The organism is Olsenella phocaeensis (assembly GCF_048189965.1).
In the GTDB taxonomy this organism is placed as follows: domain Bacteria; phylum Actinomycetota; class Coriobacteriia; order Coriobacteriales; family Atopobiaceae; genus Olsenella_I; species Olsenella_I phocaeensis.
This window is the reverse complement of the sequence record NZ_DBEZHV010000018.1, coordinates 31,546-44,678: the sequence shown is the minus strand read 5'-3', so window position 1 is coordinate 44,678 and position 13,133 is coordinate 31,546. Positions and strand designations below refer to the sequence as shown.

Here is a 13,133-nt window from a genome sequence, read left to right as displayed (position 1 = left end):
CCGGGGTCACATCTGGCGGCAGCTGCCCCCAGGAGGCCAGCGGGCGGGGTCATCCCCCCCTCGCCCTTGCTAGGCGAGGAGCTGGGGACTGAGGTGCAGGATGGCCTCCAGGACGCCACCCCCGATGGCCCGCGCCTTGTCGGACACGGTCAGGCAGTGCGCGGGGTTGCCGCGCGGGTCGATGTCGCCGGACTTCATGCCACGCGTGACGGGCACCCCCTCCTGCAGGAGGCCGCGCAGCACGCCGTCGATGGTGCAGGGCAGGGGCTCGCCCGCCACGTAGGCCGCAACGTCGCCCGCCTTGACCACGTCGCCGATCTTGAGCACGGGCTCGAAGCTGCCGTCCGCAGGAGCGCGCAGCACGCGGTCGGCCCCATGGCCCGCGATGAAGCCGGGGACGCCGGTGTTGGCGATGGGGGTGCCCTCGTAGTAGACGCGCCCGAGCTCGTGGCCGCGCTTGGTCTCGACCGCGGCATGGCAGTCGACGGGGGCCGTGAAGCCGGGACCCACGCCTATGACCACGGGTGCCATGCCCTTGTTCGTGCCCAGGTTGCGCTTGGCCAGGATGGCGTCCACCACCACGTCGGGACGGAGCTCCTCGATGACCCTGCCCTCGGGGTCGACCAGAACCGCCACCTCGCCAGCGCGCGCGATGCGCAGGGCCTCCGCGGCGTCCGCGGCCCGCCGAGCGGGCTGGTCCTCGACCCTTGCCTGCCCCAGGCGGATGGCCTCAGAGAAGGCGACGGTGCGCCGCACGGCCGTGGGGACGGCGATGTCGCACATGACGACCTCCATGCCCGCGCGACGCAGGCGCAGGGCGATGCCCGAGGCGAGGTCCCCGGCGCCCCTCATCACGACCAGCATGCGACCACTCCCCACTCGCCCTGCGGCAGGCCCCCTCGCCCGGCATCACAGGAGCTGTTCCGTCGTCCCGCCGCAGCGGCCCCTCCGCCAGGCGTCGCTGTTTCTGGGCGCCTATAACGACGCGCAGAAAAAAGGCCCCCGAGGGCGAGAAGACCGGCTGCTACGATGTTGCCAGCAGGCCACGGAAGGCCCGCCGGTCCGTGTTCGCCCCAGTATATTACTAAGGATTAGGTAGTCTAATGCTTATTGGCGATTTTCTGCGAGTGGCACCCGGAATCACCTGCGTGGTGGGCAGCGGTGGCAAGACGACCCTGCTCAGGACCCTCTCGGAGGAACTTTCGGGCGGCATGGAAGGCCTTGCGACCGCGGCCCCTGGTAGCGCGTCGGCAGGTGACTCTTGGGACAAGTGCTTAGGGTCTGCGGTGATCCTGACGACCACCACGCACTTCCTCCCCTTCGAGGGGATCGAGACCCTCGTGGACCCCAGCCACGAGGACCTGGCGCGGGCAGCTGTCACGAAAGGGGTGGTGTGCGTGGGCGGCCTGGGCAAGGGCGGCAAGCTCGGCACATCCGCGACCCTCTCGCCCGCGGAGCTCGCGCTGGCCTCGCCCTACGTGCTGGTCGAGGCGGACGGCTCCCGGCAGCTGCCGCTCAAGGCGCACGAGACCTGGGAGCCCGTGATTCCCGAGGGAAGCGCCAGGACCATATTGGTGATGGGGGCGTCAGGCTTCGGACGTCCCGTCCACGAGGTGGTGCACCGCCCCGAGCTCTACTGCGAGCGCACGGGGGCCCAGCCGGACGACCCCGCACGGCCCGAGGACCTGGCGCGCCTCCTGGACGTGGAGCGCGAGCTGGGGCTGGTCGACTTCGACGTCGTCCTCGTCAACCAGGCGGAGGACGAGGCGACGCTCGAGGACGCGCGCAGGCTCGCCTCCCACCTGAGGCTGGAGGCCCCCGTACTTGCCGGGAGCCTCCAGAAGAAGGAGCTCGTTCAGCTGCGCTAGCGGCGTGCCGGTACCGGAAGCCCTGGTCCGAGCGGGACCCCTACTCCTCCGCCTCGGAGTCGTCCTCGGGAACGATGACGTTCAGCAGGAACGAGACGACGAAGCCGGTGATGATGGGCGAGCCGGTGATGACGCTGGCGACCTCGGCGGGCAGGAAGCCCAGGATGGCAGGCACGTTGGTGAGGCCCACGGCCACTGCCAGCGAGACGCCCACGATCATGCGGTTGCGGTAGTTGAGGGGCTGCTCGGTGATGAGCTGGATGCCCGACATGGTGATCGCCGCGAAGACCGAGAGCGTGGCGCCACCCAGCACGGGGTTGGGGATGGAGGTCATGAGGCCTCCAAACTTCGGGATGAGGCCGGCCACAATGAGCGTGGTGCCCACGATGACGAAGACGCGCTTGGCGACGACCTTCGTGGTGACGATGATGCCCACGTTCTGGCTGAAGGGATCGGAGGGGAAGCCTCCGAGCAGCGCGCCCAGCATGCCACAGACGCCCGTGCCCTTGACGGCACCACCCAGCTCCTTGTCGGTCGCCTGGCGGTTGAAGCCGCCGGCCGTGGTGGACGAGACGTCGCCGATGGTCTGGACGGCCTGTACCACGTACATGAGAATCATGGCGACGATCGCGCTGGGCTCGAAGGTCAGGCCGAAGTGCAGGGGCTGCGGAAGCGCGACCCAGGCGGCGCTGGCGATGCCCGAGGTGTCGACGCCGATGAAGATGGCCCAGACCACGTAGCCCACGAGCAGCCCGAAGAGAATGCCCAGGGTCTTGAGGATGCCCCTGCCGAAGAAGTTGAACGCCAGGGTGACCACCAGGACGAGGGCCGCGACGCCCACGTAGGCCGGTGCCCCGAAGTTGGGGTTGGACGCGCCACCGCCGATGTAGTTCATGGCCGTGCCATAGAGCGAGAGGCCGATGCAGAGCACCACGGTGCCGCTGACGACGGGCGGAAAGAGCGGGCGGATCTTCTCCATGGCCATGCCGATGAAGATGGAGAGGAACGCCGCGACCAGCTGGGCGCCAAGGATGCCCGAGACGCCATAGGCCTTGCCGATGGTAAGCAGGATGGGCAGGTACGCGAAGGCGACGCCCATGGCGTTGGGAAGGCCCATGCCCACGCCGAAGGGAGAGAGCAGCTGCACGAGCGTGGTGATGCCCGCGATGAGCATGCATGCCTGGATCAGGATGACCTTGTCCGAGTCGGGAAGCCCCAGGGTCGAGGCGATGATGATGGGCGGCGTGATGTTGCCCACGATCATGGCCAGCACGTGCTGCAGCGCGTGCGGGACACTGGCCCCCCAGCTGGGCTTTCCGTCGAACTTCCTCAACTCTTTCAGATCGTCTGCTGCCATGAGTACGTCCCCCCTAAAGACTTTTTGTATGACAACAAGACGAAAAGTCTAATGGCCAATCCCTCACAAAAGCTTCAAAAGTGAGAGATTGGCCATTGCGTGCCGCTTAGGTTAGAAAACGTACCGCTCACAACGTGAAGAGTATCTGGCGGGGACGTCAGATCCTTCCGAGCTCCCTCAGGACCTTCTCCGGCGTCATGGGCCAGCTGCGCATCCAGACGCCGCAGGCGTCGTGGATGGCGTTGCCGATGGCAGGGGCCGCGCCGTTGCAGGCGATCTCGGAGATGGACTTCGCACCGAAGGGGCCGTCGGCGTCGTTGACATCCACCATGACCGCCTTGAAGTCGTCTGGCTGCTCGAAGATCATGGGCACGCCGTAGTCCGTGAGCGTGGTGCGCAGGGGACGGCCCTTCTCGTCGATGGTCATGTCCTCGTAGAGGGTGTGGCCGATGGACTTGAGCGCGGCGCCGTACATCTGGCACTGTGCGAGCTCGGGATTGATGGGCGTGCCGGCGTCCTGGAGCGCGTAGTACTTCTGCACCTTGACCTGACCCGTACGGACGTTGACCGCCACCTGCGCGAAGTGGGCGCCATAGGGGATGGCGTTGGCCGTGGTGATGAAGCTGCCGTGCGCCACCACCTGGCCGCGGCCGTCGCCGGCGCAGCAGGCGTGTGAGAGGTCCCCGTAGCTCAGGGTCGCGTCGGTCCTGGTGGAGTGCACCTCTCCCGGATACCGAAGCTCCAGGTCCGCCTCGTCCTCCCCCATCTGCAGGGCGGCCTCGGCAATGATGCCGCGGGCGAGCTTGCGGGCGGCGTCCACGGAGGCGTTGCCGCTGAAGAAGGTACCCGACGAGGCGTAGGAACCCGTGTCGAAGGCGGCGGAGTCGGTGTCGCCAGAGATGACGCTGACCAGCTCGAGGGGAAGGTGGAGTATCTCCGCCGCCACCTTGGTCGAGATGGTGTCAAGGCCGGTGCCGATGTCCGCCCCGCCGCTGTTCAGGATCACGGTGCCGTCGGTCTCGAGCTTGCAGATCGCCTCCGCGTGGTCCAGGCCGGGCAGGCCGCTGCCCTGCATGATCATCGCGAAGCCCTTGCCGATCTTCCAGTCGGGGTCGTCGGACTCCTCGCGCTTGCCCCACTCGATCATCTCGCAGCCGCGCCTGATGCACTCGTCCAGGCCGCAGGAGCCGACGGGAACCACGTTGCCCTCGCGGCCCTCGCCGAGGCCCTTCAGAATCTCGAGGCGGTAGCCCGTCTCGACGTGGTTCTTGACCGCCATGTCCTTGAAGTCGATGCCGAGCTTCTCGGCCAGCTGGGCCATGGCCATCATGATGCCGTAGCTGCCCTTGGGCGTGCCGTAGCCCTGGTAGGCACCGGGCTGGAGCTTGTTCGAGTAGTAGGTGATGAGGTCGTAGGCCATGTTGTCGACCTTGAAGAGCGGGAGCACCTTGGAGCAGGAGTTCATGGGAACCGTGAGGCAGTGGTTGCCGTAGGCGCCGGTGTTGGCGCGCACCTCCATGAAGATCGCCGTGATGCTGCCATCCTTCTTGGCGCCCATCTTCACGCGCACGCGCATGGGGTGGCGCGCGGAGGCGGCCACGAGCTCCTCGGCGCGGGTGTGGCGGTAGTAGACCGGACGATGCGTGGCGTAGGCCGCGTAGGCGCAGACGTCCTCGACGAGGATGTCCTGCTTGGAGCCATAGCCGCCGCCGACCCTGGTCTTGACCACGTGGATCTTGTTCTGGGGGAGCCCGCAGACCCACGAGACGATGCGGCGCACGTGGTAGGGAACCTGCGTGGAGGCATAGACCTGGAGGCGCCCGCCCTCCATCTTGGCGTAGCAGAGGTGCGGCTCGAGGGGGGCCTGCTGCACGTTGGTGGTGCGGTAGGTCTCGTCCACGATGGCGTCCGCCTCGGCGAAGCCACGCTCGACGTCGCCGATGCCGCCCTTGTTGGAGGCGGCGATGTTCCTGTGGATGTCGGCCCTCAGCGGGAAGGGATAGAAAACCTTGCCCTCGCGTTCGTCGCCGGCGTCCTTGTTGTACTCGTCCAGGTCCTCGGGGGCGCCGACGCCGTACTCCACGATGCCGTCGTGCACGCGCGGCGCACCCTCGGCCATGGCCTCCTCGACGGAGAAGACCGGGTCCAGGACCTGGTAGTCGACGCTGATGAGACCGCAGGCCTCCCGGGCGATCTCCTTCGTCTCGGCTATGACGGCGGCGACACGGTCGCCCACGAAGCGCACCTTGTGGTTGAAGAGCCTGGTGTCGTGCGGGGAGGGCTCGGGGTTGCCCTGCCCGGCCTGCATGTAGGTGATGTCGGGACAGTTGAAGCAGGTGATGACCGCCACGACTCCCGGCAGCGCCTCGGCGGCGCTCGCATCGATGGAGTTGATGTAGGCGGAGGCGTAGGGCGAGCGGAGCATGACCAGGTGGCAGGCGTCGGGATCGACGAAGTCCTCCACGAAGGCGCGCTCGCCCCTCACGAGCTGGGGGCCGTCCACCTTGGAGCCGGGCTTGCCCACGTAGCTGAGCTCGGGACGGTAGTCGGGGGCGATCTTCGACTCGTAGCCGCCCTTGTCGCGGAGCTCGCAGGCGAGCTTGACCGCCAGGTAGTAGTTCTCGTAGCTTGCGTCACGGATGTAGATGCCGGACAGCGCGTCCTTCACCTGCTCGCGCGTGGGGTTGGGTTCGTTCTCGAGGAGCCAGGTCAAGAGGAGGGCGGTTGCGGGAGAGTTGTAGGCGCTCTGCACCACGCCGGCATCGATGAGGGCCTGCTGGACGTAGCTCAGCTTGCCCGGTTCGCCCAGGCCGGCGGGGGTGCGCACCTCTCGCCCGTCGACCTCGCCCGCGAGCATGAGGTTTGCGTACACGGGGGTGCCGTCCACGAGCACGGTGTCAGAGCCGCAGAAGCCCTCGCCGTCGTCGCTGTCTCGCACGCAGAGGTTTCCGTTCCTTACCAGCAGCTCGCGCAGGGACAGCGTCGGATCAAGCTCGAAGCCGCGCTCGCGCCCGTCTATCTTGCACTCGATCCTCATCGCGCATCATCCCTTCCGGCGTCCTCGAGCATGCGAGCGAGGGTGACGCCCGCGAGGTAGCGCTTGTATCTCTCGCTTCCGTACATGTCGCTGGGAATCGTCGCGTCCAGCCCGTAGGCGAGCTCGACCAGCTCGTCCTCGCCGGCACCGCGCGACGCGGCGTCAGAGAGCTCGGGCGAGACGAACGCGCCCACGCCCTTGACCGTGAGCGCCACCCGTGCCGCCCCATCGTGCAGGCAGAGCGAGACGACGAGGTAGGAGAGGCTCTCCATGGTGTTGGCGTAGCGCTTCGAGGTGACCCAGCCGGGGTCGGCGGGAACGATGACGCGGCGGACGAGCCTGTGCTCCGGCTGCGTCTGCGCCCACTCGGCGACGCTCAGCCTCCTCGTCGCGCCGGACTCGTTCATGAGCTCGATGCTCGCACCCACGGCGAGCAGCGTCGCGGCGAGATACGAGTCGTCGCGCCAGGCGGCGACGTTGCCTCCCACGGTGGCCATGTTGCGCTTGGTGCGCGAGCCCATGAAGAGCAGGGCCTCCTTGAGGTAGGCGGGGACCAGCTCGCTTTGCAGGGCCTCCTGGAAGCTCGTGGTAGCGCCGATCAGGACCTCTCCGTCCCCAGCCTCGACCCCCCTCAGCTCGGCGACGCGGCTGATGGATACCAGCCTCTGGTAGTGCAGGGGCGAGCCGAGCCTGTTGAGCTCGGTCCCTCCGGCGAGGTAGCCCGCCCCGGAAGCAGCCAGCTTGGCCGCCTCCTGCGCAGAGGCCGCAATGACAAGTCTCTCGTCCATGTGATGCTCCGATGAACAGGCGCGTGCGAACGTCGCGGCACGCGCTACCTCCCAGCAAACATCGGTTCGGCACGGTCAGGGAGGACTATTCCATGCACCCTCATCGTGCGCCTAAAGCAAGGCAAAAGATAGTCGAAACCAGGCGAACGACCCAAAGAACTAGGCCTGTGACCTGCGGATACGTAATATTTTTAGAAACATAACGCCTGCCTGCGAAACCGGCGGCACGTACGTCGGTCGGCGTCTGCCTGGCCACCGCGCTCGTCTCGTCCCTCGACACGAGGGAGCCCTGGGCGACTCTCCGCCCAGGGCTCCCAAGGCTGCCACACGAGGCGACTGCGCGCCTCTCCGCTAGACCCTGGCTACGGCCTTGATCTCGACCTTGGCGCCCTTGGGCAGGGCCACGACCTGGAAGGCGGCGCGCGCGGGGTACGGTGCCTCGAAGAACTCGGCGTAGACCTCGTTCATAGGGCCAAACTCGGCGATGTCGGTGAGGAGAACCGTAGTCTCGACGACGTCGGCCATGCTGGCGCCGGCGGCCTCGAGGATGTTCTTGATGTTGGTCAGGCTCTGGCGGGTCTGGCTCTGGATGTCGTCGCCGGCGAACTCCCCGGTGGCAGGGTCGACGGGCAGCTGGCCCGAGACGTTAATCGAGACGCCCTCGGCCTGGATCGCGGCAGAGTAGGGTCCGACTGCTGCGGGAGCCTTGTCGGTGACGATGGCCTTCTTGTTCATTCCAAACTTCCTTTCTTCTCTCGTCGCGCGCACCCGAGCGCACGGCGCTGGAACCGATCTTCCGGGCGAGAGGGACACGTCATCCCCCGCCCTGGCAGGCGCTACCTGCTGACGTAGCTGCCGGGCTTCTCGCCCGTGGGCTCCCCGTCGCGCGCGACGAGGACGCCGTTGACGAAGACGTACTTTGCGCGTCCCTGGGCCTCGAAGCCCTCGTAGGGCGTGTAGTCGACGTTCTGGTACTGCGTCGCCGCCTGGATGGTCCAGCGGCAGCTGGGGTCCCAGACGCAGACGTCCGCGTCGGAGCCCTCGGCGAGCACGCCCTTGCGGGGATACATCCCAAAGACCCTGGCGGGGTTCTCGCTCATGAGGCGGCAGAAGTCCTGAGGGCCGAGGTCGTCGGCAAAGCTGGTCATGATCAGCGCGGGACGATGCTCCACGCCGGGACCGCCGTTGGGAATCCTGGTGAAGTCGCCGACGCCGCGGTCCTTCTGGCCCTTGAGGTTGAAGGCGCAGTGGTCGGTGGCGAGGGTGTCGATCTCTCCGTCGCAGACCGCCTGCCGCAGCACGGCCACGTCGTGGGGCTTGCGCAGCGGGGGGCTCATGACGTACTTGGCGCCCTCGAAGCCAGGCTCGAGGTAGCGGGTGTCGTCGAGCAGGAGGTACTGGGGGCAGCTCTCGACGGCGACGTCGACGCCGCGCGCCTTCGCGTCGCGGATGGCCTCGAGTCCCAGCGCGGTGGAGAGGTGCACGACGTTGATGCGGGTGCCCGAGAGCTCGGCGAGGTAGCACAGGCGCGAGATGGCCTCCGCCTCGCAGACGTCCGGGCGGCTCATGGGATGTCCCTCGGGACCCGTGATGCCGCGGGCGAGCATGCGGCGCTGGAGCTCGTTCACGAGGGTCCCGTTCTCGCAGTGGACGCAGAGGATGCCGTCGCGGTCCTTGATCGACTCCAGGACCTCGAGGGTCTGCGCGTCGTCCAGGCGCAGGTGGTCGTAGGCGAAGTAGGTCTTGAACGACACGATGCCCGCGTCGAACATGTCGTCGACCTCTGCCCTGGTACGCTCGTTCCAGTCCGCCATGGCCATGTGGAAGGCGTAGTTGGAGGTGCAGGTGCCGTCCGCGCGGGAGTGCCACTCCTTGAGGGCCTCCGCCAGCGTCATACCCTTGTCCTGGGTGGCGTAGTCCACGATGGTCGTGGTGCCACCGCAGGCGGCGGCGCGGGTGCCCGTCTCGAAGCTGTCCGCCGTCCAGTCCATGCCCGTCCAGCACTGCATGTGCGTGTGGGCGTCGATGAAGCCCGGGAAGACCCAGCAGCCGCTGGCGTCCACGACCTCGTCGGCGTCCGTGGCCTCGATGCTGGCAGCTATGCGCGCGACCTTGGCGCCGTCCAGCACCACGTCACCACGCACCAGACCGTCGGGCAGTACGAGCATGCCACCCTTGATCAGCTTCATGCGAACCATCTCCTTACTCGCTGCGGGCGCCCGCAGGCGTCCGCGCCAATCCGCAAACGAAGGCGCTACTCCCCCCTGACCAGGCGCTCGAGACGGGCGAGCTCGTCGGGCGTGTCCACGTCCTCGAGCTCCTCCGGGCGCTCGGCCTCCACCAGGCGGATCCGTCGGGCCAGCTCGGGATCCTTCTTCAGGAGCCCCGTCCCGCCCACGTCGCCCTCGAGGCCCCTCAGTCCCTCGAAGCAGGATGCCGGGAAGAGGACGGGGCCGCCGGCCTTTCCCTGCCAGGCCAGGCGCACGACGCGCGTGGGGTCCTCGCTGAAGGCCCTCACCAGGGAGCGGACGCTCCTCTCGCCCAGGAGGGGCTGGTCGCCCGTGACGAACATGCAGCCGTCCCAGCCGGCGTCGAGCGAGAGTCCCATGCGGACCGTGTCGCTCTGGAGCGGCAGCTCGTGCCTGATCGAGCGCACGCCGAGGCGGTCGCAGAGGTCCTGGACCTCCCGCCAGCGCGTGACGACCACGGGGTCGACCAGGTCGAGGGGCAGCGAGCGCAGCGTGCGCTCGAGGACGGGGGTGCCCGCCAGCGGGGCGACGAGCTTGTTCGAGCCGAAGCGGCTGGCCAGGCCCGAGGCCATGACCACGACGCCTATGCGGCCGCGGGAGGCGTCGTCCGAAACGTCCTTCGCGGCAGCGCCTGCCCCGAAGCCGTCGAAGCACTCGTCAAAGGAGCGCGTGCCGAAGCCGCGGCAGGCGGAGCTCCAGCGCTCGTAGCGGTCGAGGAGGTCGAGCGCCTCGGGGGTCAGGCGAGAGCCGCCACCTCCGGAGCCACCGATCGTGCGGCTCGTGAGCTTGACCCCCATCGACCTTTCCGCCACCTTGAGCATGCGGATCGCCTTGGTGTAGGCCATGCCCATGGATATGGCAGCGGAACGCAGGCTCCCCGTGGTCTGGACGGCCTGCAGCAGCCTGCAGGGCCCCGGGCCGAAGCACCGCGTTCCGTTGTCATCCAGGACGAACATGGCCTGTGAGGGTCTCATAGCCGCTCCTCCCGAGCTTGGGGGCGGGGCGACGGCACCGCAGCGCGGACCGTCGCCCCAAACCGTCGGGACCGCGACCCGGCTGGCCGCGGTCCCCGTTATGCGGATTCTACGCCTCGTACCAGCGGGCCTCGCCGCGCTCCTCGAGCGCCCTCAGCGTGGCGACGGGATCCTTGGCCTTCTGGAGGAAGATCATGGACGCCACGGCGTAGGGCTTGTAGCTGGCCTCCTTGTACAGGCCGTCGCGGTGGTAGTCGAAGACCTCGTTGGCGACCTCGCCGTGCTCGCAGGACACGCCGTTGATGTCGGCCGGCAGCGGGTGCATGTAGATGGTGTCCTTGCCGTTGGCCGTCTTCTCCATGAGCTCGGGCGTGCAGCACCAGTCCATGTGGGTGGCGTTCTGGGCGAGGAGCTCCTGCTCGAGCTTGTCGATGCCCGCGGAGTCGCCTGCGGCGTAGAGCTTGGTGCGCTCCTCCATGGCGGCGTAGGGAGCCCAGCTCTTGGGGATGACGATGTCGGCGCCCTCGAAGGCCTCGGCCATGCTGTTGGTCTTCCTGAAGCTGCAGCCGCTCTCCTCGGCGTACTTGCCGGCCTGCTCGACCAGGTCGGGCATGAGGTCGTAGCCCTCGGGGTGGGCCAGGGTGACGTCCATGCCGAAGCGGGTCAGCAGCATGATGAGGGACTGGGGGCAGCTGAGGGGCTTGCCGTAGGAGGGCGAGTAGGCCCAGGTGACGGCAACCTTCTTGCCACGGAGCTTGTCGAGGCCGCCGAACTCGTTGATGAGGTACAGCATGTCGGCGGAGGACTGCGTGGGGTGGTCGGAGTCGGACTGCAGCGAGACCAGGGTCGGACGGTGGTCCAGGATGCCGTCACGCCAGGACTGCTCGACGGACTCGGAGACCTCCTTCATGTAGGCGTCGCCCTCGCCGATGAACTTGTCGTCGCGGATGCCGATGACATCGGCCATGAAGCTGATCATCGTGGCGGTCTCGCGCACCGTCTCGCCGTGCGCCACCTGCGACTTGCTCTCGTCCAGGTCCTGCTGCTGGAGGCCGAGCAGGTTGGTGCCGGAGGCGAAGGAGAAGCGGGTGCGGGTGGAGTTGTCGCGGAAGTTCGAGACGGCCAGACCGGACTCGAAGATGCGGGTCGAGATGTTGCGCTCGCGGAGGTTGCGCAGGGCGTCTGCCACGATGTACATGGCCTTCAGCTCGTCGGTGGTCTTGTCCCAGGTGTGCAGGAAGTCGTTGTTGTACATCTTGGAGTAGTCGAGCTTGCCGAGCTTCTCCAGGTAGGCGTTGAACTTGCTGTCCATCGGTGCCCCTTCCTTGTCAGGCGTTTCCTTGCTGCGTGCAAGGCGTCCGCCACCTCTCTCGGGGAATGGCGGACGCCGGCTTGCGCGTGTGCTACTTGATGTCGTTGTTGGTGAGGCCGGCGCGGAACTCGGTCACGTCACCGGTGGCGGCGGAGCCGTCGTAGAGGTTCAGCGCGGCGGTGTAGAGGGCGGCGCAGGTCACGAGGTCCTGCTTGTAGGTGATCTCGTTGGGGGCGTGGGCCTGGGACTCGGCGCCGGGGCCGAAGCCGACGCAGGGGATGCCGTAGCGCCCCTGGATGGAGACGCAGTTGGTCGAGAAGGTCCACTTGTCGACCAGGGGACGGTGACGCTTGTCCATCGAGGGCTCGCAGCCGATGCGCTCGTCGCCGAAGAGGGCCTTGTGGGCGTCGACGAGGGCCTTGACGTGGGGAGCGGACTCCTTGTTGATCCAGGTCGGGAAGTAGCACTCGGTCTCGTAGACCTCGCCGGTCCAGGAGGGACGGTCGTACATGTACATGGAGACCTTGACGTCGTCGCCGTACTTCTTGACGGCGGGCAGGTTGCGGACCTCGTCGAGGCAGGACTCCCAGGTCTCGCCCGCGGTCATGCGACGGTCGATGGAGATGGCGCAGGAGTCAGCGACAGCGCAGCGGCTGGGGCTGGTGAAGAAGATCTGCGACACGGTGCAGGTGCCGCGGCCCAGGAAGCGGGCGTCCTCGAAGTGGTCGGGGTTGTACTTGGGGTCGAGCATCTTGACGAGGCCCTTGATGGCGGTGGACTCGTCGGCGCCGTTGTTGTTGAGGGAGCGGACGTCGGCGATGATGTCGGCCATCTTGTAGATGGCGTTGTCGCCGCGGTCGGGGGCGGAGCCGTGGCAGGAGACGCCGTGGACGTCGACTCTAATCTCCATGCGGCCGCGGTGCCCGCGGTAGATACCGCCGTCGGTGGGCTCGGTGGAGATGACGAACTCGGGCTTGATGCCGTCCTTGTTGTAGATGTACTGCCAGCACATGCCGTCGCAGTCCTCTTCCTGGACGGTGCCGACGACCATGATCTTGTAGCCCTCGGGGATGAGGTCCATGTCCTTCATCATCTTGGCGGCATAGACGGCGGAGCAGACGCCACCCTCCTGGTCGGAGCCACCGCGGCCGTAGATGAGGTCCTCGGTCTCGTAGCCCTCGTAGGGGTCGGCCTCCCAGTTGTCGCGGTTGCCGATGCCCACGGTGTCGATGTGGCCGTCCATGCAGAGGATCTTGTCGCCCTCGCCCATGAAGCCCATGACGTTGCCAAGGCCGTCGACCCTGACCTCGTCGAAGCCCAGGCGCTCCATCTCCTCCTTGATGCAGGCCACGACCTCCTTCTCCTCGCAGCTCTCGCTGGGATGAGAGATCATCGCGCGCAGGAAGCGGGTCATGTCCTCCCTATGGGACTCCGCGACTTCCTTGATCTTGTCGTAGTCGAGCTCCTTCATTCCTTACCTCCCAAGTCAAAGCCTTCAGTGCCGGTATCCGTCGCGAGCCGCCTCTTCTTGGCCCTCTCCCCTGGCCC

Annotated in this window: 10 protein-coding genes; 1 reads left to right on the top strand and 9 read right to left on the bottom strand. The window is 67.3% G+C overall.

The window, feature by feature from the left end; all coding sequences use genetic code 11:
• Positions 1–69 precede the first annotated feature (69 nt).
• Positions 70–864 carry a selenium-dependent molybdenum cofactor biosynthesis protein YqeB gene (yqeB, locus tag ACMPH2_RS08575; RefSeq protein WP_417119211.1) on the bottom strand — a complete coding sequence of 265 codons (795 nt, stop codon included), beginning with the start codon at positions 862–864 and terminating at the stop codon, positions 70–72.
• Positions 865–1,127: 263 nt separating this feature from the next.
• On the opposite strand from yqeB, the gene yqeC reads away from it, so the two are divergent.
• Positions 1,128–1,868: a selenium cofactor biosynthesis protein YqeC gene (gene yqeC / locus ACMPH2_RS08570; protein ID WP_314638825.1), complete on the top strand. Its 741-nt coding sequence runs from the start codon at positions 1,128–1,130 to the stop codon at positions 1,866–1,868.
• A gap of 40 nt (positions 1,869–1,908) precedes the next feature.
• Here the strand turns inward: yqeC and ACMPH2_RS08565 are convergent, their stop codons facing one another.
• The 8 genes from ACMPH2_RS08565 to ACMPH2_RS08530 all read right to left on the bottom strand — a co-directional run bounded on the left by ACMPH2_RS08565 (position 1,909) and on the right by ACMPH2_RS08530 (position 13,056).
• Positions 1,909–3,225, bottom strand: coding sequence for a uracil-xanthine permease family protein (locus ACMPH2_RS08565; RefSeq protein WP_314638824.1), 1,317 nt, complete (start codon positions 3,223–3,225; stop codon positions 1,909–1,911).
• A gap of 157 nt (positions 3,226–3,382) precedes the next feature.
• On the bottom strand, positions 3,383–6,262 hold the full coding sequence (locus ACMPH2_RS08560; protein ID WP_417119210.1) for a molybdopterin-dependent oxidoreductase Mo/Fe-S-binding subunit: 2,880 nt from the start codon (positions 6,260–6,262) through the stop codon (positions 3,383–3,385).
• The gene (locus tag ACMPH2_RS08555) at positions 6,259–7,050 is read right to left on the bottom strand and encodes an FAD binding domain-containing protein (RefSeq protein ID WP_072499794.1); all 792 of its coding nucleotides are present in this window, start codon (positions 7,048–7,050) and stop codon (positions 6,259–6,261) included. Before ACMPH2_RS08555 ends, ACMPH2_RS08560 begins: the two co-directional genes overlap by 4 nt.
• 351 nt (positions 7,051–7,401) lie before the next feature.
• Positions 7,402–7,785: a Rid family detoxifying hydrolase gene (locus ACMPH2_RS08550; protein ID WP_072499793.1), complete on the bottom strand. Its 384-nt coding sequence runs from the start codon at positions 7,783–7,785 to the stop codon at positions 7,402–7,404.
• 101 nt (positions 7,786–7,886) lie between these two features.
• On the bottom strand, positions 7,887–9,239 hold the full coding sequence (hydA, locus tag ACMPH2_RS08545; RefSeq protein WP_417119209.1) for a dihydropyrimidinase: 1,353 nt from the start codon (positions 9,237–9,239) through the stop codon (positions 7,887–7,889).
• Between the two features lie 65 nt (positions 9,240–9,304).
• Positions 9,305–10,273: an NTP transferase domain-containing protein gene (locus ACMPH2_RS08540; RefSeq protein ID WP_417119208.1), complete on the bottom strand. Its 969-nt coding sequence runs from the start codon at positions 10,271–10,273 to the stop codon at positions 9,305–9,307.
• A 109-nt stretch (positions 10,274–10,382) separates the two neighbouring features.
• Positions 10,383–11,585, bottom strand: coding sequence for a knotted carbamoyltransferase YgeW (ygeW, locus tag ACMPH2_RS08535; protein WP_062529522.1), 1,203 nt, complete (start codon positions 11,583–11,585; stop codon positions 10,383–10,385).
• Positions 11,586–11,676: 91 nt separating this feature from the next.
• Positions 11,677–13,056, bottom strand: a complete 1,380-nt coding sequence (locus ACMPH2_RS08530) for a YgeY family selenium metabolism-linked hydrolase (protein ID WP_009277977.1) — start codon at positions 13,054–13,056, stop codon at positions 11,677–11,679.
• Between the last annotated feature and the right edge of the window lie 77 nt (positions 13,057–13,133).